26 protein-coding genes, 1 tRNA gene, 1 riboswitch and 2 other annotated features are annotated in these 26,554 nt (G+C 29.6%); of the genes, 16 read left to right on the top strand and 11 right to left on the bottom strand.

Features of this window, described 5'->3' with window-relative positions; translation table 11 throughout:
• Positions 1 to 28 precede the first annotated feature (28 nt).
• From leuS to T514_RS0104580, 5 genes are all read right to left on the bottom strand, one after another.
• A complete protein-coding gene (leuS, locus tag T514_RS0104555; protein WP_027623707.1) occupies positions 29 to 2,467 on the bottom strand; it encodes a leucine--tRNA ligase in 2,439 nt (812 codons plus the stop codon).
• 72 nt (positions 2,468 to 2,539) lie between these two features.
• Positions 2,540 to 2,743: a binding site (T-box leader), on the bottom strand.
• An 85-nt stretch (positions 2,744 to 2,828) separates the two neighbouring features.
• Positions 2,829 to 2,904 (bottom strand) — tRNA-Gln (locus T514_RS0104560).
• Positions 2,905 to 3,500: 596 nt separating this feature from the next.
• Positions 3,501 to 4,115 (bottom strand): J domain-containing protein, encoded by a 615-nt coding sequence (locus T514_RS0104570; protein ID WP_027623709.1) that lies wholly within the window; start codon positions 4,113 to 4,115, stop codon positions 3,501 to 3,503.
• The gene (locus T514_RS0104575) at positions 4,099 to 4,983 is read right to left on the bottom strand and encodes a DUF5685 family protein (protein WP_027623710.1); all 885 of its coding nucleotides are present in this window, start codon (positions 4,981 to 4,983) and stop codon (positions 4,099 to 4,101) included. Before T514_RS0104575 ends, T514_RS0104570 begins: the two co-directional genes overlap by 17 nt.
• 3 nt (positions 4,984 to 4,986) lie before the next feature.
• Positions 4,987 to 5,532, bottom strand: coding sequence for a class IV adenylate cyclase (locus T514_RS0104580; RefSeq protein ID WP_027623711.1), 546 nt, complete (start codon positions 5,530 to 5,532; stop codon positions 4,987 to 4,989).
• A gap of 158 nt (positions 5,533 to 5,690) precedes the next feature.
• Between T514_RS0104580 and T514_RS0104585 the strand changes: the two genes are divergently transcribed.
• The 3 genes from T514_RS0104585 (at position 5,691) to T514_RS0104595 (ending at position 7,428) form a co-directional block, all read left to right on the top strand.
• A complete protein-coding gene (locus T514_RS0104585; RefSeq protein ID WP_027623712.1) occupies positions 5,691 to 5,897 on the top strand; it encodes a hypothetical protein in 207 nt (68 codons plus the stop codon).
• A 32-nt stretch (positions 5,898 to 5,929) separates the two neighbouring features.
• Positions 5,930 to 6,208, top strand: a complete 279-nt coding sequence (locus tag T514_RS0104590) for a spore coat protein (RefSeq protein ID WP_027623713.1) — start codon at positions 5,930 to 5,932, stop codon at positions 6,206 to 6,208.
• Positions 6,209 to 6,393: 185 nt separating this feature from the next.
• Positions 6,394 to 7,428 carry a nucleoid-associated protein gene (locus tag T514_RS0104595; protein WP_027623714.1) on the top strand — a complete coding sequence of 345 codons (1,035 nt, stop codon included), beginning with the start codon at positions 6,394 to 6,396 and terminating at the stop codon, positions 7,426 to 7,428.
• 55 nt (positions 7,429 to 7,483) lie between these two features.
• Here the strand turns inward: T514_RS0104595 and fba are convergent, their stop codons facing one another.
• The 3 genes from fba to T514_RS0104610 all read right to left on the bottom strand — a co-directional run bounded on the left by fba (position 7,484) and on the right by T514_RS0104610 (position 9,670).
• Positions 7,484 to 8,428: a class II fructose-1,6-bisphosphate aldolase gene (fba, locus tag T514_RS0104600; RefSeq protein WP_027623715.1), complete on the bottom strand. Its 945-nt coding sequence runs from the start codon at positions 8,426 to 8,428 to the stop codon at positions 7,484 to 7,486.
• Positions 8,429 to 8,595: 167 nt separating this feature from the next.
• Positions 8,596 to 8,976, bottom strand: coding sequence for a DUF4363 family protein (locus T514_RS0104605; RefSeq protein ID WP_027623716.1), 381 nt, complete (start codon positions 8,974 to 8,976; stop codon positions 8,596 to 8,598).
• 16 nt (positions 8,977 to 8,992) lie between these two features.
• On the bottom strand, positions 8,993 to 9,670 hold the full coding sequence (locus T514_RS0104610; RefSeq protein WP_027623717.1) for a DUF421 domain-containing protein: 678 nt from the start codon (positions 9,668 to 9,670) through the stop codon (positions 8,993 to 8,995).
• A 123-nt stretch (positions 9,671 to 9,793) separates the two neighbouring features.
• Here T514_RS0104610 and T514_RS0104615 point away from each other — a divergent pair, with 123 nt between their 5' ends.
• Together T514_RS0104615 and T514_RS0104620 are read left to right on the top strand one after the other, a co-directional pair.
• Complete coding sequence (locus T514_RS0104615) at positions 9,794 to 11,452, top strand: nucleoside kinase (RefSeq protein ID WP_027623718.1); 1,659 nt, start codon at positions 9,794 to 9,796, stop codon at positions 11,450 to 11,452.
• A 68-nt stretch (positions 11,453 to 11,520) separates the two neighbouring features.
• Positions 11,521 to 11,850 carry a hypothetical protein gene (locus T514_RS0104620; RefSeq protein ID WP_027623719.1) on the top strand — a complete coding sequence of 110 codons (330 nt, stop codon included), beginning with the start codon at positions 11,521 to 11,523 and terminating at the stop codon, positions 11,848 to 11,850.
• 42 nt (positions 11,851 to 11,892) lie between these two features.
• Here T514_RS0104620 and pssA read toward each other — a convergent pair whose 3' ends face one another.
• Positions 11,893 to 12,405, bottom strand: coding sequence for a CDP-diacylglycerol--serine O-phosphatidyltransferase (pssA, locus tag T514_RS0104625; protein ID WP_027623720.1), 513 nt, complete (start codon positions 12,403 to 12,405; stop codon positions 11,893 to 11,895).
• A 207-nt stretch (positions 12,406 to 12,612) separates the two neighbouring features.
• On the opposite strand from pssA, the gene T514_RS0104630 reads away from it, so the two are divergent.
• Together T514_RS0104630 and T514_RS0104635 are read left to right on the top strand one after the other, a co-directional pair.
• Positions 12,613 to 13,041 (top strand): CBS domain-containing protein, encoded by a 429-nt coding sequence (locus T514_RS0104630; protein WP_027623721.1) that lies wholly within the window; start codon positions 12,613 to 12,615, stop codon positions 13,039 to 13,041.
• A 357-nt stretch (positions 13,042 to 13,398) separates the two neighbouring features.
• A complete protein-coding gene (locus T514_RS0104635) occupies positions 13,399 to 14,340 on the top strand; it encodes a YegS/Rv2252/BmrU family lipid kinase (protein WP_027623722.1) in 942 nt (313 codons plus the stop codon).
• An 18-nt stretch (positions 14,341 to 14,358) separates the two neighbouring features.
• Here T514_RS0104635 and T514_RS0104640 read toward each other — a convergent pair whose 3' ends face one another.
• Entirely contained in the window at positions 14,359 to 16,209 is a 1,851-nt protein-coding gene (locus tag T514_RS0104640; protein ID WP_027623723.1) for a YgiQ family radical SAM protein, read from the bottom strand.
• Positions 16,210 to 16,490: 281 nt separating this feature from the next.
• Positions 16,491 to 16,656: riboswitch (M-box (ykoK) riboswitch) on the top strand.
• 264 nt (positions 16,657 to 16,920) lie between these two features.
• Between T514_RS0104640 and T514_RS0104650 the strand changes: the two genes are divergently transcribed.
• The 8 genes from T514_RS0104650 (at position 16,921) to T514_RS0104690 (ending at position 24,736) form a co-directional block, all read left to right on the top strand.
• Positions 16,921 to 18,186: a magnesium transporter gene (locus T514_RS0104650; protein WP_027623724.1), complete on the top strand. Its 1,266-nt coding sequence runs from the start codon at positions 16,921 to 16,923 to the stop codon at positions 18,184 to 18,186.
• A gap of 134 nt (positions 18,187 to 18,320) precedes the next feature.
• Positions 18,321 to 19,028 carry a spore cortex-lytic enzyme gene (sleB, locus tag T514_RS0104655; RefSeq protein WP_027623725.1) on the top strand — a complete coding sequence of 236 codons (708 nt, stop codon included), beginning with the start codon at positions 18,321 to 18,323 and terminating at the stop codon, positions 19,026 to 19,028.
• 62 nt (positions 19,029 to 19,090) lie between these two features.
• Positions 19,091 to 19,328 (top strand) — a binding site (T-box leader).
• Between the two features lie 54 nt (positions 19,329 to 19,382).
• On the top strand, positions 19,383 to 20,294 hold the full coding sequence (cysK, locus tag T514_RS0104660; RefSeq protein WP_027623726.1) for a cysteine synthase A: 912 nt from the start codon (positions 19,383 to 19,385) through the stop codon (positions 20,292 to 20,294).
• Positions 20,295 to 20,350: 56 nt separating this feature from the next.
• Positions 20,351 to 20,920, top strand: a complete 570-nt coding sequence (gene epsC / locus T514_RS0104665) for a serine O-acetyltransferase EpsC (protein ID WP_027623727.1) — start codon at positions 20,351 to 20,353, stop codon at positions 20,918 to 20,920.
• 12 nt (positions 20,921 to 20,932) lie between these two features.
• Complete coding sequence (gene queG / locus T514_RS0104670) at positions 20,933 to 21,916, top strand: tRNA epoxyqueuosine(34) reductase QueG (protein ID WP_027623728.1); 984 nt, start codon at positions 20,933 to 20,935, stop codon at positions 21,914 to 21,916.
• A 38-nt stretch (positions 21,917 to 21,954) separates the two neighbouring features.
• Positions 21,955 to 22,674 carry a lysophospholipid acyltransferase family protein gene (locus tag T514_RS0104675; RefSeq protein ID WP_027623729.1) on the top strand — a complete coding sequence of 240 codons (720 nt, stop codon included), beginning with the start codon at positions 21,955 to 21,957 and terminating at the stop codon, positions 22,672 to 22,674.
• Positions 22,675 to 22,761: 87 nt separating this feature from the next.
• Positions 22,762 to 23,403, top strand: a complete 642-nt coding sequence (nth, locus tag T514_RS0104680; RefSeq protein ID WP_027623730.1) for an endonuclease III — start codon at positions 22,762 to 22,764, stop codon at positions 23,401 to 23,403.
• Positions 23,404 to 23,563: 160 nt separating this feature from the next.
• Positions 23,564 to 24,736, top strand: coding sequence for an NAD(P)-dependent malic enzyme (locus T514_RS0104690; protein WP_027623731.1), 1,173 nt, complete (start codon positions 23,564 to 23,566; stop codon positions 24,734 to 24,736).
• A gap of 145 nt (positions 24,737 to 24,881) precedes the next feature.
• Here the strand turns inward: T514_RS0104690 and T514_RS0104695 are convergent, their stop codons facing one another.
• Complete coding sequence (locus T514_RS0104695) at positions 24,882 to 26,126, bottom strand: competence/damage-inducible protein A (protein WP_027623732.1); 1,245 nt, start codon at positions 26,124 to 26,126, stop codon at positions 24,882 to 24,884.
• A gap of 123 nt (positions 26,127 to 26,249) precedes the next feature.
• Here T514_RS0104695 and T514_RS0104700 point away from each other — a divergent pair, with 123 nt between their 5' ends.
• Positions 26,250 to 26,552 carry a response regulator gene (locus tag T514_RS0104700; RefSeq protein ID WP_242850559.1) on the top strand — a complete coding sequence of 101 codons (303 nt, stop codon included), beginning with the start codon at positions 26,250 to 26,252 and terminating at the stop codon, positions 26,550 to 26,552.
• Positions 26,553 to 26,554 lie beyond the last annotated feature (2 nt).

Consider the following 26,554-nt stretch of genomic DNA (forward strand, 5'->3'; position numbering starts at 1 on the left):
CATGTAGAAAACTACATGCCCTTCTTTTTTATTTTATAACTATATTAACTAGTCTTCCTTTTATAACAATCACTTTTACTATATTCTTGCCTTCTGTATGTTTCTTTACATCTTCGCAGTCTAAGGCTGCTTCTTTAATAGCATCTTCTGAAAAATCTGATGGAATATTTATTCTTGATTTAACCTTACCATTAATTTGAATAGCTATTTCGATTTCATCTTTAATTAATGCGCTAGGGTTAAATTCTGGCCATTTTTCATTAAACACTGAGAATGGCATCCCTAAAAGTTCCCATTGCTCTTCACCAAAATGAGGAGCAAAAGGAGCAATTAATTTTATAAAGTCAACTAAGCATTCTTTTAAGAATGAAGCATTTTTGCTATCTTCATTAATATATTTAGATAAAGTATTAGTATATTCCATAAGTCGTGCAATACAAGTATTAAATTGCATTTTTTCAGCATCTTCTGTAATGGACTTTATAGCAAAGTGTCTTATATAGTTTAAATCTTTTTCTGCGCTATCTAAAGTAGTTTTATCATTAACAGGACTATTTATATAATCTCTACAAGATTCTAAGATTCTTTCTACTCTATCCACAAATCTACCTATGGATTTTATTCCGTCATCACTCCATGCGCCACCCTCAGTATAATCGAAACCAAACATTAAGTACATTCTAAATACATCTGCACCAAACTCTTTAATGCAATCATCTGGGGAGATAGTATTACCTTTTGATTTACTCATTTTCTGTCCATCTGGTCCAAGTATTAACCCTTGATGAGTTAGAGAAGTAAATGGTTCATCAAAATTTAGATATCCCATATCTCTTAATGCTTTGTTGATAAATCTTGCATATAAAAGATGCATACAAGCATGTTCAGGTCCACCTACATATTTATCTACTGGAAGTATTTCATTTATCAAATCTGTATCAAAGGCTTTTTCACTATTTTTATTATCAGGATATCTTAAATAATACCAAGAAGAACATACAAATGTATCTAAAGTATCAGCTTCTCTTTTTGCTGGTTTACCACAAACTGGGCAAGTAGTGTTTATAAATTCATCACATTTAGCAAGAGGAGATTTTCCGTCTGGTGCAAATTCCACGTTGTATGGAAGTTCAACAGGTAGCTGATCTTCTGGAACAGGTACAGTTCCACAATGTTCACAATGAATTATTGGAATAGGAGCTCCCCAATATCTTTGCCTTGATACTAACCAATCTCTTAATCTATAATTAACTTTTTCAGAACCTAATTTTTCTTTTTCTAGTTTTGCTACTATAGCTTTTCTTGCTTCATCTGAATTCATTCCATTAAATTCAGCACTATTCATCATTAAACCTGATTCTGTATAAGGAAGAGATTCTCCGCCTTCTATAACTCTTTCTATTGGTAAATTGTATTTTGAAGCAAAAGCAAAGTCTCTTTCATCATGTGCAGGAACTGCCATTACAGCACCTGTACCATATGTGCTTAATACATAATCTGCAACCCATACAGGAACTTTTCTTCCATTAACAGGGTTTATTGCATAGGCACCAGTGAATACGCCGGTTTTTTCTCTAGTAATAGATTGTCTTTCTATATCAGATTGTTTTTTAGCCTGATCTTTATAAGCTTCTACTTCTTCTTTATATTCATTTGTTACAATTTTATCTACTAATGGGCTTTCGGGAGCTAAAACTACATAAGTTACACCAAATAATGTATCTGCTCTTGTAGTAAATACATTGAATGAAACGTCTGAATCTGCAACTTTAAAAGTAACTTCTGCACCTGTAGATTTTCCAATCCAATGTTTTTGCATAGCTTTTGTTTTTTCAGGCCAATCTAATTCATCAAGTTTTTCTAATAATTCTTCTGCATAATCTGTTATTTTTAAGAACCACTGAGTTAAATCCTTTTTAATAACTTCTGTACTACATCTTTCACAACATCCATCTAGAACTTGCTCATTTGCAAGAACAGTGTTACAACTTGGGCACCAGTTTACAGGAGCTTTTTTTCTATAAGCTAACCCTTTTTTATATAATTGTAAAAATACCCATTGAGTCCATTTGTAATAATCAGGGTTGCAAGTAATAACTTCATTTTCCCAATTAAACATAGCTCCCATAGCTCTTAACTGTTCTTCCATGGTTTCTATATTCTTTAAAGTTGAATCTTTTGGATGGATTCCTGTTTTTATAGCAAAGTTTTCTGCAGGAAGACCAAAAGCATCAAAACCCATAGGTTGAAATACATTATAACCTTGCATTCTTTTAACTCTTGCCCAAGAATCTACTGGACCATAGTTAAACCAATGTCCTGCGTGTAGTTTGCTTGCAGAAGGGTAAGAAAACATTTCAAGTACATATAGTTTTTTGCCTTCTTTATTTTTATCAAATCTATAAAGATTTGAATCCTCCCAGATTTTTTGCCATTTTTTATCGATGGAAGTGCTATATTTAGTCATGTACATCGCTCCTTTAATATGTGTATTTTATAATTAATTTATATTTTACAAATAAAAAACTTCGTCTCTTAAGAAAGAGACGAAGCTAAAACTCCGCGGTACCACTCTAATTAAAGCCTATATTAGGCCTTCGCTTAAAATTCTAACGTAATAACCGTATCTGCTTTTAACAGATAAACTCCTAGGCAAGTTCGTATTCTATCACTGCTGCTTTGCACCTCCCAACAGCTCTCTTAAAGTGAATCAAATATTACTACTCCTATTCACAGTCTTTAATTATAAATTTATATTAAATTTTATATCATTAGTGAAATATTGTCAAGAATATACAAGAAAAACTCTTGATAAATCAAGAGTTTCATGGCTGCCCATGCTGGACTCGAACCAACACAGTGCCTGCTCCAGAGGCAGGTGCCTTACCATTTGGCTAATGGGCATCATTTCAATTTTGTCATTCTGTCGCTGTCGACATTTATTATTATATCAAATTTTCAAGTAGTGTCAACACTTTTTTTGAAAAAATTTTTTTCTAACTTCATATATAAAAAGTGTTAAAGCATAGTCGTATAGCAAGAATATGACCTGTATGCCAAGGACTAATGCAGGTATAGGAATAAAAAATTTAGATAAATCTATGTTAGGAAAAAAACTTTTGTAAACAAAAAAAGAAATTAGGAGAGAAAAATTTAAAAAACAAAATTTTAGAATTAACTCTAAAGCCATTTTTTGTAGTTTTTCTATATATAATTTAATAATACCATACAAGCCAAAAAAAATTATATATAGGTATACATTGCCTTTAATTCCTATGACAAGCAAACTTAATAGGCTTGTGCTTATATAAGTTATAATACCTACTTTTGTATTACAACTAACTATTGTTATAGGTATCAAACAGGAAGATACAATTAATAAAAATAATTTGTTAGTTGGAACTAAAGTGCTTAAATATATAAATATTACACCCATAGCAGTTAATATGCTTCCTTTAGTTAAATAAGCAGTTTTCAAATTAATCATCTCCTAGGATTTTCTAACAACAACTTATAATATCGCCACCTAAACATTCGCAGCAACAGTCTGCACAATAGATGGTAGCACATATGTCACAGATGTCTCGATCTCTGCCGTTCCTACTAGTATAATAGGGCTGTCTATAAGAGCTATTCATATTATTCATGCGATTAAAGGCATCTCTATATTCCATATTATTTGGATCTATATTACAAGCAGTTTTTATATAATTATTAGCAGCATCATACCAACCTTTTTTTAGATTAATTACTCCCATAAGAAAGTTCCACTCTGCATTTCGTACAGATATTTTACTTAATTTTTCTTCAGCAGCAGAGAAGTTTCCATTTTGAATATCCATTCTTATAGATTGATAGTCTATATAATTATTTGAACTATAAGAGTTTGTATTATAAGAATTTGATTTATATGAGCTACTACCATTGTCTGCATTTTTCATAAGATAATCATAAGCTTCATTTAATTCACGCATTTTGTCTTCAGCCAGATCCCTTAATGGATTATTTCCGTATTGATCTGGATGATATTTTTTAGCTAATTCTCTATAAGCTCTTTTTATTTCTTCTTTAGAACATCCTTCTTTTACTCCAAGTATCTCATATGGATTTGCCATAATTAAAATCACTCCTTTTAAATGTTTTATCCATTTTTTCCATTAAACCATATTGTAGAATGTTATATAAAAGTTCCTCATTTTTTTTTATCTGTAGTTCATTTAAATAGTTTAAGCAGTGTGTTCCACACATAGTTAAAATAAAATCTATTCTTTCGGATACATCTCTTTTTAAATCATCATAGGTTTTATTGTTTTTGTTCAATATAAAATTAATTGGATTAAATTTTTGTTCTTTCATATCTTCTTTCAAATCATCCCAAGCATCTATTATATATATCCACTTTCCTAGGTTATAGCCTAGATTATAAAGAATAGTATTATTAATGTCGCCTTCCGTTACATATGAAGATAATATGTAACCAGTAAGCTCTGCAAAGGGATGACTTATTTCGTCTAAACTTACAAAACTTTTATTTTTTTCTAAGTCATATAATTCACTTAACTTTTTCTCCATATGCTCCATTTTATTCCCAAATTTTTCACATGACTTTTTTATATATCTTTTTAAAAAAGTAGATAAAATCTTGCTTTTGATAGAGTTATCGTCAGCAACATTATCTAAAAGCTTATAATAAGCTAAAGTTATGTTGCAAAAGGCTGCATATTCTAAAGGTGAGTTTTTTACCATAATTACTTTTTTTCCAATAGGATGAACTATACAATGTTCCTTTACATAAGAAGGATTATCATTGTCTAATGAATGAAGTAAAATGGCAAGAAATGTCATATCATAATTTAATACACCTCTAGGTAGATTTCCATAGTTAGACTTTATTGTTTTACAAAGGCCACAATAATAAGCTTTAAATTTTTCATAATCCTTTATTTTTAATTCCATTTTACATGGCGTTACATATCCAAACATATATTAAAATTCCTTGTTTTTAAAAATCTCTATAAGTTCATAGATACTTTTTGATGTAGTATCTTTTATATTATAACCTAATTTCAGTACTACTTCTTCTAATTCCTTTTCATTAGGAGATTCAATTTCTATATAAGGAAAAGGACAGAAGGATTTTTCATTTATGTCTATTTCTATAAGAGAGTTTTTATACTTATAACTTTCTCTATATTTTTTTATAGAGTGAGTAAGTTGTAAACCCAAAGACTTAAATATGTTTTCACCTTCAATAGCATCTGATATCTCAACTTCATTTTCATCCATTACTTTAAATCTGTCTTGGCTTAATATTCTTTTTGTTGTCATATAGTATTTAGTGATATTATGCATGATATCTTCTACAATTCGTATTCTTGCATATCCTTGTTGTTTTAGTAAGTCTTTTGTCTCGAAATCAAATAAATTATTTATTTGATTTTCTTCTTTTACTTTTTCACAGTTTAACTCAACCATTTTTTTACGTATATTATCAATATCTATATGCAATATTTTTACTTCTAATTCTTTCAAAATTCTCACTCCTTATTATATTGAGATTATAACATAATTATCTATTTTATAGGTAAGCAATCTATAAATTTCTTGATGAAAAAATAAATATTTGATTCTAACCAGGGAACAATAAATAACGTGATAAGAGTTAAAATGAGTTTACAGGAGGTAGAAAAATGAATACACAAAATAAACAAATAGAAAGCAATAACTTAAAAGTTATATCTGATCAATTAACACATGAATGCTTAATGAATAAAAAGTTTAACTTATATGCACAATATTGCACAGATCAAAGTTTAAAGGATTTATGTAATTCAGCAGCTAATGTTCATAAACAAAACTTCAATGATTTAAAATGCTATTTAGAATCACATCAATAAAATTATTTTTGATATTTTAGGAGGGAAAGTCTATGAATACTTCACCAAATTTAAGTGAAAAAGATTTAATGCAAGACTTATTAACTACAGAAAAACAAGTTATATCAGCATATAGTACTGGAATTACAGAATCATCATGCCCAAATCTTAGAAATGTACTATTAAATAACTTTAGAAATGCTGAAGATACACAATATAAAGTATTTGACGCTATGAAACAAAAAGGATGGTATCAAACTAAGGATGCACCAGATAATGAAGTGCAACAGATAAAATCAAAATCGGCGCAAATGCAGCAAGAATTAAGATAGTTAATGTAAAAGGGTAAGCAATTTAAAGTCTTACCCTTTTAGTTTGTTAAATTTTTAGAAATATTGTTATAGTTTGATTTAAATGAGTCAATATAATATTATATTATACAAAGAAGTAATTTATGAATTAATATAAAAATTTGATAAACTTATATATGGTAATATTAAAAAGGGGAAGTGAAATTTTGGAATATATTAATGAAATAAATATAAATGAGGCTGTAATTCATATTCTGGATAATAATTCAGATGAACCTATATTAAATGAATTTAAGCTTAAATTTAACGAAGAAACATATAATTTTTTACTAAAACACATAGAAAGATGTGTCAAAGATGAAGAATTAAAGTATGCAATATTTAATGAAGAAAGAAATATAGTAAAAGAAGTAAGTCAAGAATATTTAAATGGGCAAAGTGATATAGTAGAGGTTTCTAAAGAAATAGGAAGACAACTTTTTATATTAATGCAGGCTAATGAAAATATACCTTCTTGTGACTTGATTGTAGTTTCTATATCAACAGAATATGGTCCAATGCTTTGTATAATTAAAATGGATTATGTCAAAAATTATACTCATAATATAAATTTTGTCGAGGATAAGGTTGGAATTGAAATAATTCCTGAGTTAACAGGACTTCCTGTAAGTTCACAAAAGATACAAAAGTGTGCTTTTATTAAACCTGTAAGTGAAGATAATGAATTTGACTTAATGGTTATAGATAAACAGAAAAAAAGCAAAGATGAAGACTATGGTTCAAATTATTTTATTAATAAATATTTAGGATGTAGGATAGTTGAAAATAAAAGGGATGTAACTAAAAAATTTGTTACAGCTGCAGAACAATGGACAAGAGTTAATTTAAAAGAAAATGCTGATGTAGCGGAAAAAGTAAGAAGTAGTATAAAGAAAAAATTAAGAGAAGAGGAAAATGTAGATTTACATCAAGTGTCTGAAGATATATTTGAAGATAATAAAGAGGCAAAAGCAAGCTTTGTAGAATATATATCAGCAGAAGGAGTAAACGATAAAATAGAAGTAGACAAAGATTGGATAGAGAAAAAGTTTAAAAGAATAAGATTAAAAATTGATAAGGATATTGATTTATACATAAATGAAGAAGCTTATAATGATGTAAATAGATTTCAAATACATAGACATGGAGACGGTTCAATAGATATAGTTATTAAAAATGTAATAAATTATATTGAAAAATAGGACATTACTAAAAAGGAATTTTGCATAACAAAATTCCTTTTTAAACTAATGGATATTAAAGAGTATTAGAAGAGCCTAATACATTTTTAATTTTATTTTCTACTAATAATTCTATAGCTTCTCTTGCAGCTCCAAGATATTTTCTTGGGTCTATTTCTTTTTTGTTTTCGCTTAAGACTTTTCTTACTGATGCTGTCATAGCAAGTCTTAAATCTGTATCCATATTTATTTTGCAAACAGCCATGGAAGCAGCCTTTCTTAACATTTCATTTGGGACTCCTTTAGCTCCGCCAATTTCTCCACCAAATTCATTGCACATAGCTACAAATTTTGGTTCTACAGAGGAAGCACCATGTAAAACTATTGGGAAGTTTTTAATTCCTGCTTCTTCTAATTTTTTAGTTATTGTATCTAGTCTATCAAAGTCAAGTTTGGCTTCACCTTTAAATTTATAAGCACCGTGGCTAGTTCCTATAGCTATAGCTAGGGAGTCAACACCAGTTCTTTTTACAAAGTCTACAGCTTGATCAGGATCTGTATATGTAGCTTCATGACCAGCAACTTTAACATCATCTTCTACACCAGCTAGTTTTCCAAGTTCTGCTTCAACTACAACACCTCTACTATGAGCGTAGTCAACTACTTCTTTTGTTAATTTTACGTTTTCTTCATAGTCGTAATGAGAACCATCAAACATAACAGAAGTAAATCCGGATTCTATGGCAAGTTTTACTTGATCCATATTTGCGCCATGATCTAAATGAAGGGCTATATCAATGCCGGTTTCTTCAATAGCTGCATCCACCATGTGTTTTAGGTATTTTGGACCAGCGTATTTTAAAGCACTTGAAGATACTTGTAAAATAACAGGAGATTTTTGTGCTTTTGCTGCATTTACTACTGCTTGAATTATTTCCATATTGTTAATGTTGAAAGCACCTATAGCATATTTTCCTTCATAAGCCTTTTGAAACATTTCCTTTGTAGTTACTAAAGCCATATATATTCCACCTTCCAACTATATTTTATATTTAGTATATTTATTTATAGTTACATTATAAAGCATAATAATGTAATTGGCTACAATTATTGAAAAATATTCGTTAATAAAACTTATATAAGTTTGAAGTAGTATATTATATATACGTTATAAATGTAACACATATGCTAAAATATATTCTCTATATTAATTTTTTCTAGTTTTAGAGTATGTTCAAAAAAGAATCTTACAGCATAAAGACTAGCCATAGCTTCTTCTTTGTTATGATATTTGATATATTGTGTTAATTTACTGAATTCATTATTTATATTGTCTATTTCCATATGGTTTACAAATATGGAGATTTTACTAGAGTTAGTTTCTATCTCATTAGATATTTCTTTAACTAATTTATCCGCAGAGTTCCAGTTTTCTTTATCGATAGATTGCTCTAAGTCTATAGTTAATTTTCCTATATTAGTATATATTTTATCTAAATAATTAATAGAAAAAATAATAGAAAATATCATACATATAAATAAAATTAAAGAAATATATACATTTTTCATATAATCACCTTTTAAATTAATTTTTTTTATTTGTTTGGCAATAAAACTTTCCCTGTGAATCAAGTAAGGCTATAAAAACTTCATTGATGTCATTTATATTATTTTTATTAAGATTTTTATTTAACCAACTCATATTTTGATTAATAAGTTTTAAATTTTCATGATTTACTTTTCCATCTATTATTAAAGTTACAGGTAATGTATCTTGGGTACATTTAATATTCATATCTTTTTTAGTGGCAAAAGTAAGTTCTGTTTTAGGAATTATGGATATCTTACCACTGGTCTCCAAAATGGCATATTCTATATCTGCAATATTGTAATAGCCATCTATTCTTAGTTCTTCCATTAAATCATTAATATTAAATCTTTGAGACCTTAATTCCTTAATATCTAATTGACCATTTTTAATTAATATACTAGGTTTTCCATTTATTATGCCCCGAAGTTTTTCACTTTTAAGTTGAAGAAGAGAGAGTACAGTTTGTAATAGTAGTAAAGTTATTATAGGTATAATCCCATGAATTAGTGGAATACGGGTGTCTTGCATTGGCAAAGCAGCTAATTCTGATATCATAATGGTTATAGCCAATTCAAAAGGTTCTAATTGACCAATTTCTTTTTTACCCATTATTCTCATAGTAATTATGACTAATAAGTATAATATTGCAGTTCTAATTAATACAGTAAACAAAAAAATCACCCTTTCATAAAATATATTTTTTTCTAAAATGCAAAAAATTATAAGTGAAATAGGGTAATTTTTAAAATTATCAGTATAATAATATTAAGACTACTAAAATGTGGGGGGATAAATATGACTAAATTAAATCTTGAACTAAGTAATGGAAATAGCATTTACGTTGATAAAGGGACACCCTTATATAAGGTTGTAAAAGATAATTTTTTAGAAAGTAATATACCTATAGTATTGGGAAAAATCAATGATACTATATATGAATTAAGTTGTGAATTACAACAAGAAGGAAAGTTTGATGTAATAGATATTAGCACTAATATAGGAATTAAAACTTATACTAGAACACTTCAATTTGTATTAATAAAGGCTGTTTTAGATCTTTTTCCTGAGGCTAGAATTTCAATAGAGCATTCATTAAGTAAAGGCATATATGGGGAAATATACAAGAATGGTAAGTTAAGTATGAATGATGTAGAAAAAATAAAAGAGAAAATGAAAGAGATAATACTAAAGGATATAATTATAAAAAAGATAAACGTAAAAAAGGATAAAGCAATTGAAATATTTAAAAATTATAATATGCAAGATAAGGTTAGGCTTTTAAAATATGTGGGTGTAGAAGATGTAAAGCTTTATGAATTGGATGGTAGATATGATTATTTTTATGGACCTATGGCGTATTCCACAGGTATATTAAAGACCTTTGATTTAATGTATTATGAGCCAGGTTTTCTATTAAGATATCCTACAGAAGATAATCCTACAGATATACCAGAATTTATTGAGCGTAAAAAACTATCTAAAATATTTAAGGAAACAGAAGAATGGGGAAAAATATTGGAGGTAGCAGATGTAGGATCTTTAAATACTAAGGTAGAAAATAAGGATATTATAGATATTATAAGGGTAGCAGAAGCACTTCATGAAAAAAAGGCAGCTTATATTGCAGATATGATTAGTGATAAAAAGGATGTAAAAATAGTGTTAATTGCAGGTCCATCTTCTTCAGGTAAAACTACTTTTGCAAGAAGATTAGGGATACAGCTAAGGGTAAATGGGCTAATACCTGTACCTTTAAGCCTAGATGATTATTTTGTAGATAGAGAGTATACTCCTAGAGATGAGAATAGAGAGTATGATTTTGAGTCTATTTATGCACTGGATTTGGAGTTGATTAACAAAAATCTTCAATCAATACTCAAGGGAAAAGAAACGGAAATACCTAGTTATAACTTTAAAACTGGAAAAAGAGAATGGAACGGAGAAAAAATCAAACTTCCTAGAAATGGGATATTAATAGTAGAAGGTATACATGGGTTAAATGAAATTCTTACTTCCTCAATTCCTAAAGAAAGTAAATTTAAAATATATATAAGTGCGTTAACTCAGTTAAATCTTGACAATCATAATAGAATAGCTACAACAGATGTAAGAATAATAAGAAGAATAGTTAGAGATTATTTATCAAGAGGATATGGAGGAGAAGAGACTTTAAAAATGTGGACTTCTATAAGAAGAGGAGAAGAAAAAAATATATTTGTATTTCAGGAAAATGCAGATATTATGTTTAATTCGACTTTAGTATATGAACTTTGTGTATTAAAAAGATTTGCATTAGATGAGTTAAGTAAAATAAAGCCAACAAGTTCAGTTTATTATGAAGCGTTAAGATTAAAGAGTTTTTTACATTTCTTTAAAGATGTAGACATAAACTATGTACCAGAAAATTCAATACTAAGGGAGTTTATTGGAGGAAGTTGCTTTTATAAATATTAAGTCATAAACTTTAACATCATTCCATATAGATAAATATAAAATATCATTTTAAATATGTGGTGATGGATATGAACCATAGAAAAATAGTTCAACAATATTATGGAGATATTAGTAATTTATCGGAACTTCTTGCCAAGCTAGTAAATTCCTATAGACTTTTAATTGGAGGGGCAGGTGAATTAAATACTATAGCTTTGGCTAAAAAAAATGATGTGAAACATGCATTGGAAAGGGCTAATGAACTAGGAGAAGTAATAGATGAAATAATAGAGGTGTTAGAAGAAACATCTTGTGGATATATGGATTATTGTAAAATAAAGTCTCAGCTAATAGGATGTAAAGTTGAAGCAAAATATATACAAACGGAACTAGATGAGGAATTAAAATTAAAAGAATAAAAGAATAACCCAAATATTAAATAAAAGGGTTATTCTTTATTTTTAAACTTTTTTAAATCTTAATTTGCTTACCATAAGATATGAACATATAACCACTAATATTATTGTAAGTACTGGGTTGTTAATTCTGTTCATAGTAAGTAGTGAATATAGAGCCATAAACATGCCTGCTGCTGTTATTGGAATACCAGTAAATATTCCATCAAATGAGGTAACGTTATATCTTGCTAGTCTATATGCTCCTGATAATGGGAATAATAATACTAATAGATAACCTAGTAGTCCCAATTCTGAAAAATTAAAAATATTAAAAACTAGAATAGATGGAGCTACCCCAAAAGAAACTAAATCTGCAAGAGAATCTAATTCTTTGCCTAGCTCACTAGAGACATTTAAATATCTAGCTACTCTACCATCATATCTGTCCATTAATCCAGCTAATAATATAAAAAAGCAAGCATTCCTATATTCACCTTGAAAAGTCATCATTAAAGATAATACGCCGCAAGCCAAATTGCCTAAAGTAAAAATGTTTGGAACAGCATTTTTTGCCATTAAATTATCACTCCTAAAAATTAATTGATAAGCCTGTGTAAATATTAACAATAATACTTATATTATATTATAACTCATTTTCTATATAAATTTAAGAGAATTTATAATTTTTTTATGGAAATTTTGTATTTTATTTAATATTGAGCATATTATTGCTCTAATATTATAGATTTTTTATGGGCAAAATATCTTTAGGAGGTGTTTATAATGAAAGTAAAGGATATAATGACAAAAAGTATAGCAAGTTTAAATGCAGAGGACACTGTAGAACATGCAGCTCAATTAATGAAAGAACATAATATAGGCTCTCTTCCAGTATGTAATGGAGAAAAGGTAATAGGAATAGTTACCGACAGGGATGTAACTTTAAGATCTACAGCAGAGGGAGAAAATGTACAAAAGCAGACTGTAAGAGATATAATGACTTCTAATCCTGTAATAATAAGTCCTGAAATAGAAGCAGGAGAAGCTGCAAGAATAATGAGCGAAAGACAAATTAGAAGACTTCCAGTAGTAGAAAATAATAATTTGGTAGGCATAGTTTCACTAGGTGATATTTCAGTAGAACCAGATTTAGGTCGTAGTGCAGGTAAAGCTTTAAGTGAAATTTCTGACCCAAGCACACCTAATATTTAAATTAGAAATTAGTAATAGATGGGTTTAAAGAACAAGTAACAGAGCATATATAAGAACGGCTTTTTATATAAACCATAAACTTAAATTTTTTTATTACAATTCATGTAAATGGAGGGTTGAGAATCGAAAGTTAAAAATCTTATTGTATAGAAAAGTTTCTATAATTCTCAACTCTCCATTTTCAATTTTAAGTTATGTTTACTTTTCATTAAAAAAGGTTAGACTGCAATCTATATAATTAATAATTTATATTTTATGATCTGAAAAAAACACATTGTGCTTTCTAACTTTAGTGACATAGGACATATATAATGATATAATAATGGTGCACATTATTATAATTAGGAGAGTTATATTATGAATAAGGTGAAATTTATTTATAATCCATATTCAGGAGAAAATACAATAGCTTCAGATATAGATACAGTTATTATGGTACATCAGAAATATGGGTATACCGTAGTACCTTATAGAATAAGTATGGAATATGATATGTCTATGGCTTTTCAGAATATAGATGAAAGTTATAAATATATTTTAATAGCTGGTGGAGATGGTACAGTAGATAATGCAGTTAACCATATGAAAAATTTGGGAATCAATATTCCAATAGCTATATTACCTGCGGGAACTGCAAATGACTTTGCACGATTTATAGGCATGCCACAAGACATAAAACTGGCCTGTGAACAAATTTTAAATAGTGAACCTAAAAAGTTGGATATTGGCAAAATAAATGATAAATATTTTTTAAATGTTGCAAGTACAGGGTTGTTTACGGACGTATCTCAAAGAACTGATGTTAACTTGAAAAATACTATAGGTAAGCTTGCTTATTATGTAAAAGGTATAGAGCAACTTCCGAGCTTTAGAAAACTAAAGATAAAAGTAACTTCAGAAGTTGAAAATTATGATGGAGATATGTATTTAATGCTGGTCTTTAATGGTCAAACTGCAGGTAATTTTAAACTTGCATATAAAGCTGAAATTGATGATGGACTTTTAGATGTAATAATTATAAAGGCTGGAATGATAATAGATATAATACCTCTGTTTATAAAAATGTTAAGAGGGGAACATTTAGAAGATGTAAATGGACTCTTATATTTTAAAACAGATAAGTTACATATAGAATGCTTTGAAGATATTGTTACAGATATTGACGGAGAAAGAGGACCAGATTTTCCACTTACTATAGAGTGTGTAAAAGAAGGTATAGAAATGTTAGGGGTAATGAATACAAAACAAATTCCTAAAAGTAAAATGGTAAAACTAATAAAATCAAAAAGTTTAAGATAAAAATCACTAAGTATAAACTTAGTGATTTCCTTTATGTGACTTCTTTTTAAAAGTATTCTTTTTTCTTATATCTTTATAAGGAATTAAACAGTTTTTGCCTGTTCCAATCAAGTCTTCTCTTCCGCACTTCTCCAAAGCTTCCCTAACTAATTTATAGTTTTGAGGCATACCAAACTGAAGTAAGGCTCTTTGCATATTTTTTTCTTTTTGTTCTCTAGGTATATATACAGAATTACCTGTTAAAGGGTTTATACCTGTATAGTACATAGCTGTAGAGAGACTGCCTGGAGTTGGGTAAAAGTCTTGAACTTGTTCTGGTGTATAACCCATCTTTTTTATATATTCAGCTAATTCTACAGCAGCATTTAAGTCAGAACCAGGATGACTTGACATAAGATAAGGAACTAAGTACTGTTTTTTATTAATTTTTTTATTTATATTATGATACTTTTCTGCAAATTTATCATAAATATTCTTATTTGGTTTGCCCATTAGTTTCAATACTTTATTGCTTATATGTTCTGGAGCAACCTTTAATTGACCGCTTATATGGTACTTACATAACTCTTGAAAGAAGGTATCATTTTTGTCACACATTAAATAGTCAAATCTGATACCTGAACGTATAAAAACCTTTTTAACATTTGGAAGAGATCTTATTTTTCTTAATATATTTAAGTATTCACTATGATCTGCTATTAAGTTTTTACAAGGTGATGGAAACATACACTGTCTATCTTTACAAGTACCAACTTTTTCTTGAATTTTACAAGCTTTATGTCTAAAGTTAGCCGTAGGGCCACCTACATCATGGATATAACCTTTAAAGTCGTCTAAACTGGTTAATAGTTTAGCTTCTTCTATAATAGAGTCACCACTTCTATTTTGAATTATTCTCCCTTGATGGAATGTTAAAGCGCAGAAAGAACAAGAACCAAAACATCCTCTATGGCTAGTTATAGAAAATTTCACTTCCTGAATAGCAGGTATTCCACCTTTTGATTCATACATTGGATGATAAGTTCTAGTATAAGGTAGAGAATAGACTATATCCATTTCTTCCTGGGTAAGGGGAAGTTGGGGAGGATTTTGAACTACATATCTATCATTATGTTTTTGTATAATACCTTTACCTCTTATAGGATCTTGTTCATAGTATTCTAATTTAAAGCTTTCAGCATAAGATTTTTTATTTTCCACACATTCTTCATAGGAGGGCACTTTAACATAGTCTTTCAAATTACTTATATCATTTGTTGAATATACAGTTCCTCTTAAATTAGTTATATTTGAAAATGTCATTCCATATTTTAATAAATCAGCAAGCTGGACAATTGTTTTTTCTCCCATACCATATATTAAAAGATCAGCTTTTGCATCTAGAAGTATACTTCTTCGTACTTTATTATCCCAATAGTCATAGTGAGCAAATCTTCTTAAACTACTTTCTATTCCACCTATTACTATAGGAACATCTTTATAGGCTTCTTTAACTTTGTTGGAGTATACTATTACAGCCCTATCAGGTCTGTGACCTTCCTCTCCACCTGGAGAATATAAATCGTCATGTCTTCTCTTTTTTGCAGCAGTATAGTGATTTACCATGGAGTCTATGTTACCAGAGTTTACAAGAAACGCTAATTTTGGTTTTCCCAAAACTTTAAAGCTATTTACATCTTTCCAATCAGGTTGTGCTATAACTCCTACAGTATACCCTGCATCTTCTAATACTCTTGAAATTATTGCAGTACCAAAGGAGGGATGATCCACATAGGCGTCCCCAGTTACTAAAACAAAGTCTAATTGATCTATGCCTCTATCTTTTAAGTCTTTTTTATTTATAGGTAGAAAGTTCTTTTCTAATTTCATTTATAATAAGTCTCCATTTCAATTATATTTTTACTTTATAATATTAGCATAAGTGAATAAAAAGGCAACATTAGTGAATAATTAATATTATTTTAATTGTAAAAATTATATTATACAATTTATTATTAAAAGAAAAACTTAAATATTGAATAAAATTTGTAGCATTTTTAAAAAAGTTATAGATAAGATCATATAACAAAGAAATTTAAATAAATTTACTATTTTATAGTTGATTTTTCTCCCTTTAGTAATATAATAATAGTGTAGAATAAAATTTAAAAAATTGTTATGGTTAGGTGAGGCTCCTATATAGATATACGCTGCTGCCCGGAAACATCGAGAGATGCCAATGGGTGAACAGGTATTACCGAATTAAGGTTTTACTTAATGTAGCTGGACTTTGATCTAAAGCTATATAGTGCTAAAACTCAACGAAAATTAACTGCGTTTAGTTTAGGGAGCCTTTTTAATGAGCTCTTTTTATTTTTTTATGGAAATAAATATAATTATTTAATTTGATTTTAGGTGGTGAAATTAGATGGATTGTGGCCCTCGTGGTGGTCGGACAAATTTAAAAAATTTAATATTGAAAGCAGAGGGATACTTATTATTACTATAGAAATCATATTAGGTTTTATAGATATATTTTCATAAAAAAGTGTTTTCTATTCACAATTGTAAATGTTCCTCTGCTTAGAAGGAGGAATATTTATGAAAAGAGTAGCAAGTTTCTTCTTAAGCAAGGTGCTTTACAAAAAAGTATACGATGAATTTGGAGATAATATAGGAAAATTATGGGATGTATATGTCACTAAAGAAGATGGTATGCCAAGAGCCATAGGATATAAGTTGAAAAAAGATGGAGAAATGTTTAACTATGAATTTAAGAATATAAGCTTTTTTCAAGAGGATAGTGGCAAAATGTCTATAAAAGTAAAAGGTGTTCATGAAATAATTCCTAGAACTTATTCATATCTTTTATCAAAGCATTTATTAGATAAACAAATTGTAGACATCAATGGTAAGAAGTTAGTTAGAGTTAATGACTTAAGAATGGCAGAAATAGCTGGAGAATTAAAGGTAATAGCTGTAGATACGGGTATAATGGCATTAGGTAGAAGATTAGGAATAGAATCATTGGTAATTAATGTTTATAAGTTTTTAAGTAAAAAGCCTAAGGATAGTTTGATAATGTGGGATAGTGTAGAATCTCTGGAAATGATGAGTGATAGTTTAAAGTTATCTGTACCTTATCAAAAATTGTCTAAGCTTCATCCAGCAGATTTAGCAGATATATTAGAAAAAATGGATACTAAATATAGAAAGAAAATCTTTGAAAGTATTGATGAAGATCTAGCAGCTAATATATTGGAAGAAATTGAACCTGAAATACAGGCAGATATATTAGAAAATTTAAGTCAATCAAAAAGAACGGAAGTTTTAGACAGTATGCCTAATGATGAGATTGCAGACATATTGGATGAGGTTGATGAGGAAACAGCAGAAAAGATTCTTTTAACTATGGAAAAAGAAGATGCAGAGGAAGTTAGAAGTCTTATGATGTATGAAGAAGAGGTTGCAGGTAGTATAATGAATAAGGATTTTATATCTTTTAGTATAAATATAACTGTTGAAGAAACTATAGAACTTTTAAGGGATATAAAACCAGATGATGAAGTAATGCATTATATATATATCGTAGATGATGGAGAAAGACTGAAGGGAGTAGTATCTCTTAGAGATCTAATTATATCTTCTCCAGATAAGAAACTACTAGATATAATGAATAAAGATTTAACTAGTATTAGGGATAGCCAAATTATAGATGATGCAGTAGAGCTTGCAATTAAATATGATCTTTTATCTATACCTGTGGTAAATGATGATAATAAACTATGTGGTATAGTTGTTATAAATGACATTGTAGAAGACATTTTAGCTCCAACTTGGAGAAAAAGATTTAAAAAAGCAGTGTAGATTTGATGAATATTTGTGTCACATGAGAAATGTAAGAGTTTTTCATGTGACATATTTTTTTTATGTATTTTTTTTCTTATCTTAGGTAAAAATAAGGGCGTATACATCATTAATTGACTGAGGAGTGTATTAACATGAAAAAACAATTTTCACTAAGAAAAGTTGTACTCTATATGATGATAGCACTTATAACGTATTTCAGCCTGTACATATATTTTGCTCCTTATAATTATGCAGTAAATGTTGCTACTTACTACTATGGATCTAGAGGAGGAACAGTATATGAAATACAAAAGAGGCTTAAGAATTGGGGGTATTATGATGGAGGTATAGATGGCATATATGGCTATGGAACCTATACTGCGGTTAGAAAGTTTCAATCTTATAATGGCCTGGCTGTAGATGGAATAGTTGGAAACCGAACATTAGAAGCTTTAGGCATATATGAGGGTCCTACTAATGCAGGAAATAATAATAATTATAATACCAACAATCAAGATGTAAATTTACTGGCTAGGCTTATAAATGGAGAAGCGAGAGGGGAGCCATATGAAGGGCAAGTAGCGGTTGGTGCTGTGGTACTTAATAGAACAAGGGATTCAAGATTTCCAAGTACTATAGCGGGTGTTATATATCAGCCAGGAGCTTTTACTGCAGTAGACGATGGACAGATAAATGCTCCATTAGAGCAAACTAGTGTAAAGGCAGCAATAGACGCTTTAAATGGATGGGATCCGTCTAGTGGAGCAGTATATTATTTTAATCCTGCTACAGCAACTAGTGCTTGGATATGGTCAAGACCATTAATAAAAGTTATTGGAAAGCACAGATTTTGTAAGTAAGAGGGTTGACAAATTTAAAAAATTGAATATAATAAGAATATAGAAATCATACCAAATTAGTCTGAAATACATTGAAAGAGGAAAGTAACATATATGAAATATACAGAGAAGGAATCTAATATGCTGAGAAGGTTCCTATAGGGAATTTATGTGAAGTGCCCTCTGGAGTAGTGCACCGAATTAAGTAGGCTGCATCGGTATCACCCGTTATAGTGATAGAGCATTGAGTTGTGCTTGAAATTCAGTTCAACACCGTATTTTGGTAGAGTGGAACAGCGAAGTTATAACTTCGTCTCTATACTGTAGAGGCGAAGTTTTTTGTATAAAAAATTATATTTTAGGGGGAATTTTATAATGATATACAACAATGCAATAGAGATGATAGGTAATACTCCAATTATAAAATTAAATAATATTGTAAGTGAAGATATGGCAGAAATTTATGTAAAATTAGAAAAATTCAATCCAGGTGGAAGTATAAAAGATAGGGCTGCTTTAGGAATGATAGAAAAAGCTGAAATGTTAGGTTTGTTAAATCCCGGAGATACTATTGTAGAGCCAACTAGTGGTAATACAGGCATAGGACTAGCTATGGTTGGAAGGCTTAAAGGATATAAAGTTATTATTGTTATGCCAGATAGTATGAGTATGGAAAGAAGAAATATTTTAAAAGCCTACGGGGCAGAATTAGTACTTACTGAAGGAAAATATGGAATGAAAGGTGCCATAGATAAAGCAGAAGAAATAGCTGATGGCAAGAAGGGGTTTTATATACCACAACAATTTGATAATGAAGCAAATCCAGAAAAACATTATAAAACCACTGCAGAAGAGATTATTAAAGATATTCCAGATTTAGATATATTTTTAGCTTCTGTAGGTACAGGGGGAACTCTTATAGGAATAGGAAAAAGATTAAAAGAAATAAAGAAAGATATAAAAGTAATAGCAGTAGAACCTGCTAAATCACCATTATTATCTGGTGGAGAAGCTGGACCTCATGGTATACAAGGAATAGGAGCTAATTTTATACCAACTATATATAAGAAAGAAATAGTTGATAAAATAATAACAGTTTCAGATGAAGAATCTTTTAAATACGCAAAACTTATGGGAAGAGAAGAAGGGATATTAGTAGGAATATCATCTGGAGCAAATATAGCAGTAGCTATAGAGCTAGCTAAAAAACTAGGAAAAGGAAAGAAAATTGTAACTGTTGCTGCAGATGGAGGAGAAAAATATTTGTCTACAGGAATATATGAATAATTAAAAGATATATACAGAGATATTAATTATTTAATAAAGTAAAAATGGAGGGTAACATGTTTAAAAATTTAAAATATGATATAGATAATGTAATGAAGAATGATCCCGCAGCAAGAAATGGACTAGAAGTTTTTTTACTATATCCTTGTATTCATGCAATAATAAATCATAGAATAGCACATTTTTTCTATAAAGCGAAGATGTATTTTATAGCTAGACTTATATCTCAAACGTCTAGACACTTTACTGGTATAGAGATACACCCAGGAGCAAAAATAGGAAAAGGTTTATTTATAGATCATGGCATGGGTGTTGTTATAGGAGAAACAGCTGAAGTAGGAGATAATGTAACTATGTATCATGGAGTAACTTTAGGTGGAACAGGGAAAAATAAGGGAAAGAGGCATCCGACTGTAGGTAATAATGTGATAATAGGAAGTGGAGCTAAAGTATTAGGGCCAATAAACCTTGGAGATAATGTTAAAATAGGTGCTAATGCTGTAGTGTTAAAGGATATACCTGCTAATTCTACAGCGGTAGGTATACCTGCTCAAGTGGTTAAAAGTAATAATAATGAAGTAATAATAGATATGGAACATTATAGAAATACTGCAAAAGGGTTTTAATGGAGTGAAAATATGAGCAATAAACAGAAGATAATTCAATATTGTTGTAATGTGTTAGGTTTAGATACGGTAGGCTTTACTTCTTGCAGAAAGTTTAAGGAGTTAGAGAAGTTCCTTTCTTTAAGAAAAGATAAAGGATATGAAAATGAGTTTGAGGAAAAGGATATCCTAAAGAGAATAAATCCTAATATTTATATGGAAGAAGGAAAGGCAATAATATCTATTGCCTTTCCTTATATATTTAATAAAAACTTTAATAATAAGATTTGTTTTTCTAAGTATACTATGGGTAGAGACTATCATATAGTGGTTGCTGAGTATTTAAAAAAATTGTGTGCTTTTATAGAATCATTAGGAGGAAAAGCTAAGTACCTTGTAGATAGTAATACTTTGCCTGAAAGATATATAGCGAAGTTATGTGGAATAGGATTTATAGGAAAAAACAATATGATCATAACTAAAAAATATGGTTCTTATGTATTTTTGGGAGAGATAATTACTGATTTAGAATTAGATGAAGATGAGCCTTTAATGTGCCAATGCGGAGAATGCGAATTATGTTTAAAAGCATGTCCAGCAGGGTCTATAGGGGAAGATATAAATAATCCTAATGTATGCTTATCCTATGTAACGCAAAAGAAGGAAATAGAAGATATATGGTTTGACAAATTACAAGGAAGAATTTTTGGATGCGATAATTGTCAAAAAGTTTGTCCTTACAATAAAGAGATAGATTTTTCTGGAATTGAAGAATTTAAACCTTTTGTATTTATGGAGAATCCAAATATAGAAGAGATAATTAATATGAATAATAGGATTTTTAAGGATAAGTATGCACTAACATCCAGCGGGTGGAGAGGGAAAAATATACTTATAAGAAATGCTTTGATAAGTTCATTTGCAAAAGGCGAAATCCATACAATTACTATAAAGGAGTTTAGTTCACCTTATGTAAAAGATTATTATGGTAGACTTTTACGGTTCTACAAATTATAATTTAAGTATATATTGTTTTATGAAAGGTGGAGCGGTTTATGATTTCTCCTACTATGGTTAAGATTATATCTCATCTTCCAAAGGGGCTCGTTGCTTCTGTTTCAAAGAAAATTTTAAATGGTTATCTTAAAAAGTATGCAAATATAGAAGTAAAAGGTTTAGAGAACTTAAAGAATATAAAAAAGCCAATATTATTTATTTGTAATCATTTAAGTAATTCTGATGCATTAGTTATAAATCATGTTTTAAAAGATCAAGACATAACTTTTGTAGCTGGAATAAAACTTTCACATAATCCTCTTACAAATTTAGGAATAAGCATGACTAAAACTATAACTATTAAGCCTAATACAGCAGATAAAGATTCTATATCTAATATAATAAAAACCTTAAAACAGGGAAATAATATACTGATTTTTCCCGAAGGAACTAGAAGTAGAGTAGGCAGTATGATAGAAGGCAAAAAGGGTGTAGTTTTAATACAAAAATTATCCAGAGCTACAGTGATTCCTATGTCAATATTTGGATCTGAAAAGTTGCTTCCAATAAATGAGGAAGGTATGGATAAAGAAAAGTTTCAGTATGCAGATGTAAAAATTACTATAGGTAAAGCATTAGACATACCTAAACGAGAAGAGGGCGAAGAAAAGCATCACTATGAAGATAGAGTGCTAAATTATATGATGAAAAATATAGCGGCACTTTTACCTAAGAAATATCAAGGAGTTTACAAGATAGATAATAGAGATAATAGATGATATAAGAAAATATTTTTTTATCTGTACTCTGTGCTTTGTTATCTGTTATCTGTTATCTGTACTCTGAAATAAGGGTGTGGTGAAAATATGAATAAAGAAGGTATAGATAAAGTATTAGAAATATTAAGGCAAACGTATCCTGATGCAAAGTGTGCTTTAAATTTTGATTCTCCTTATGAATTGTTGATATCTACTATATTATCTGCTCAATGTACGGATAAAAGAGTAAATATAGTTACAAAAGATTTGTATAAGGAGTATAATACCCCAGAAAAAATGGTAACTCTTTCAGAAGAGGAGTTAGGGGATAAGATTAGAAGTTGCGGTTTTTATAAAAATAAAAGCAAAAATATACTGGAAGCCTCAAAGACTATATTGAGTGAACATAATGGAAGAGTACCAAGTACTATGGATGAGTTAACCAAGTTGCCAGGTGTTGGTAGAAAAACTGCTAATGTAGTTTTATCCAATGCTTTTGGTGTACCTGCTATAGCAGTAGATACTCATGTTTTTAGAGTCTCCAATAGAATTGGGTTAGCAAAAGGCAAAACCCCAGAGCAAGCAGAAAAAGAATTAATGAAAAATGTACCTAAAGACATGTGGAGTGACACTCATCATTATTTAATATGGCATGGTAGGAATATATGCAAGGCTAGAAAGCCTGAATGTGAAAAGTGCCCTTTAGCTCCATATTGTGAGTATTTTGCTGGAGCAAGTAAAGAGGAGTAATGAACAATAACTATTTTTTATTTAGTGAAGAATTGATAGTTGAAAGTAGAAAGTTTCCATTGTATTCAATTCTCAATTATTTTAATTTAAACAAAGAAGGGAGGGAGCTTTGTTAGATTTAATCTATGCAAGCTAAGGTTAAGTTTAATAAGCGTTAAAAATGGATATTAAAGAAGAAGCTTTAAAAATGCATTCAGAGAAAAAAGGTAAATTAGAGGTAATAGGGAAAGTTCATGTAAAGGATAGACATGATTTAGCGGTGGCATATACTCCTGGAGTTGCTGAACCTTGTATAGAAATTTCCAAGGATAAGGATAAGGTATATGAATATACAATAAAGGGAAACACAGTAGGAGTAGTAACAAATGGTACTGCAGTTTTAGGGTTAGGAAATATAGGAGCAAGTGCAGGGTTACCTGTAATGGAAGGAAAAGCACTATTATTTAAGGAATTTGCAGGAATAGATGCTTTCCCAATTTGTTTAGATACGGAGGATCCTGAAGAGATAATAAATACTGTAAAACTTATATCCCCAGTTTTTGGAGGAATAAACCTTGAGGATATAAAAGCACCGGAATGTTTTTATATAGAGAAAAGATTAAAAGAAGAATTAGATATTCCTGTATTTCATGATGATCAACATGGAACAGCTATAGTAGTTTTAGCAGGATTATATAATGCACTAAAATTAGTTAATAAAAACTTGGAAGAAGCTAAGATTGTAATAAATGGAGCAGGTTCAGCAGGTATTGCTATTTGTAAACTTTTGTTAAATGCTGGAGCTAAAAATGTTACTATGTGTGATATTAACGGAGCCTTAGTAGAAGGTGACGAAAGATTAAATCCAGCTCAAAGAGAAATAGCAAAGGTTACAAATAGAGAATTGGAAAGAGGAACTCTTAAAGATGTAATAAAAGGAAAAGATGTATTTGTAGGAGTTTCTGCACCTAAGGTATTAACTAAAGAAATGGTAGCTACTATGAATAAAGATAGTATAGTCTTTGCTATGGCAAATCCTACACCAGAAATAATGCCTGATGAAGCTAAAGAAGGTGGAGCAAGGGTTGTGGCTACTGGAAGATCTGATTTTCCAAATCAGATAAATAATGTGCTTGTATTCCCAGGAATATTTAGAGGAGCTTTAGATGTAAGAGCAAAAGAAATAAATGAGGATATGAAGCTTGCAGCAGCGAAAGGAATTGCTAATCTTATAAAGGATGAGGAATTAAAGGAAGATTACATAATCCCAGATCCATTTAACAAAGAAGTGTGTGAATCTGTAGCAAAAGAAGTAAGAAGAATAGCAAGAGAACTAGGCGTAGCTAAGATATAGTTTTATTGCTTTTGAATATAAAGTATAATTTAATAGAGTAAAAATAAGTGGGTAGACTGTTGCAATGAAGTTTACTCACTTATTTTTATCAGCTGCTTTTGATTTTTACTAAAAGATACACTATTTTTTATATATAATCTTTCATTTATCCTCTGTATTCTGAAATAAGTTTTCTTCTTAAAAAGTCCAATGCAATAGTAACAGTTCTTGCCCTTATTGATTGTCTATTTCCAGCTAAATTTAATTTTTCAACATATATTTTTCCGTTTATATAAAGACCAATATAAACAAGTCCCACAGGCTTTTCAGTGCTTCCGCCGCCGGGGCCTGCAATACCAGTTGTAGAAATTCCTATAGCTGCTCCAGAAGTTCTAGCTATACCCTGTGCCATTTCAGCAGCAGTTTGTTCACTTACAGCTCCAAAATAATTTAAGGTTTCTGGTCTAACACCTAATCTTCTCATCTTTGCATTATTACTATAAGTAACAGCTCCTTCTATAAGTACTTCTGAAATGCCAGGATAATTTACAAGCCTTCCGCATAAAAGACCTCCTGTACAAGATTCTGATATTGCAATTGTTAAATTATTATCTATAAGCATTTTTCCTATAACACTTTCTAGAGAATCTTCATCAATTCCATAAACATTATCTCCAAGGATATGTCTAATTTCTTTTTCTATAGGATCTATTAAAGCATAGCCTTCTCCCTTAGTTTTAGCTTTTGCAGTTATTCGGAGTGTTACCTCATTTTCTTTAGCATAAGGGGCTACTGTTGGATTAGATTGATTATCGATAATATGGCCTATTTTTGTCGCTACAGAGGATTCTCCCATACCACATATTTTAAGGGTTTTAGATATTAATGTATATTCATTAAATTTTTGAAGATAAGGTACAACGTAGTCTTCAAACATAGGGATATTTTCTTTTGGTGGGCCAGGAAGTAGTACTAAGGTTTTACCATTTCCATTTATTATACAACCTGGTGCGGTACCATGATTATTTGGAAGGATTATAGAACCTTCAGGAAAATAAGCTTGCTTTTTATTATTTTCACTTATTTCTTTATTTTGTCTTCTGAAGTATCCTTCTATTAGTTCTAAAGATTCTTTATGAAGAACCATTTTTTTACCGAAGTATTCAGCTGCTATTTCTTTAGTTAAATCATCTTTAGTAGGGCCTAAACCTCCAGTAGTTATAACTATATCAGATCTTCTAAATGCCAAATCTAATTCTTGTCGAACTCTTTCGCCATTGTCCCCTATTACGGATTGATGATAAATGAATATACCCATATCTGCTAACCTTCTAGATAGATATTGAGCGTTAGTGTTTAAAATATCTCCCAGTAATAGTTCGGTTCCTACCGCAACTATTTCACCAATCATAAACTAAGACCTCCTTGAATTAAGTTTTTGTAAAAGAAAGTATTTACGATTTAATTTTACCACAATATTGAATATGATTGGAAAAAGATTATGATATAATATTATTTAGTATAGTTGATAAAAGTGGTAAATATGGAAGCAGTTATAGACCAGGCAAAAAGTGGAGGTATTTTTAGTATGTTTCGTATTGGGATATGTGATGATGAATCAATGATATGTTCTCAGATTGAAGATATAGTATTAAAAGTCAGCAATGAAATCAAGGAAAAAATTGAAATGGAAGTGTTTTATTCGGGAGAAGAACTATGTGAATATATGTTAAATCAATCAAGTTTTGATTTGATTTTTTTAGATATTGAATTAAAGTTATTAAATGGTGTTCAGGTTGGTAGGAAAATACAAGAGGAAATGAAAAAATATATATAATA

This window comes from Clostridium lundense DSM 17049 (assembly GCF_000619945.1).
Taxonomy (GTDB): Bacteria; Bacillota; Clostridia; order Clostridiales; family Clostridiaceae; genus Clostridium_AO; species Clostridium_AO lundense.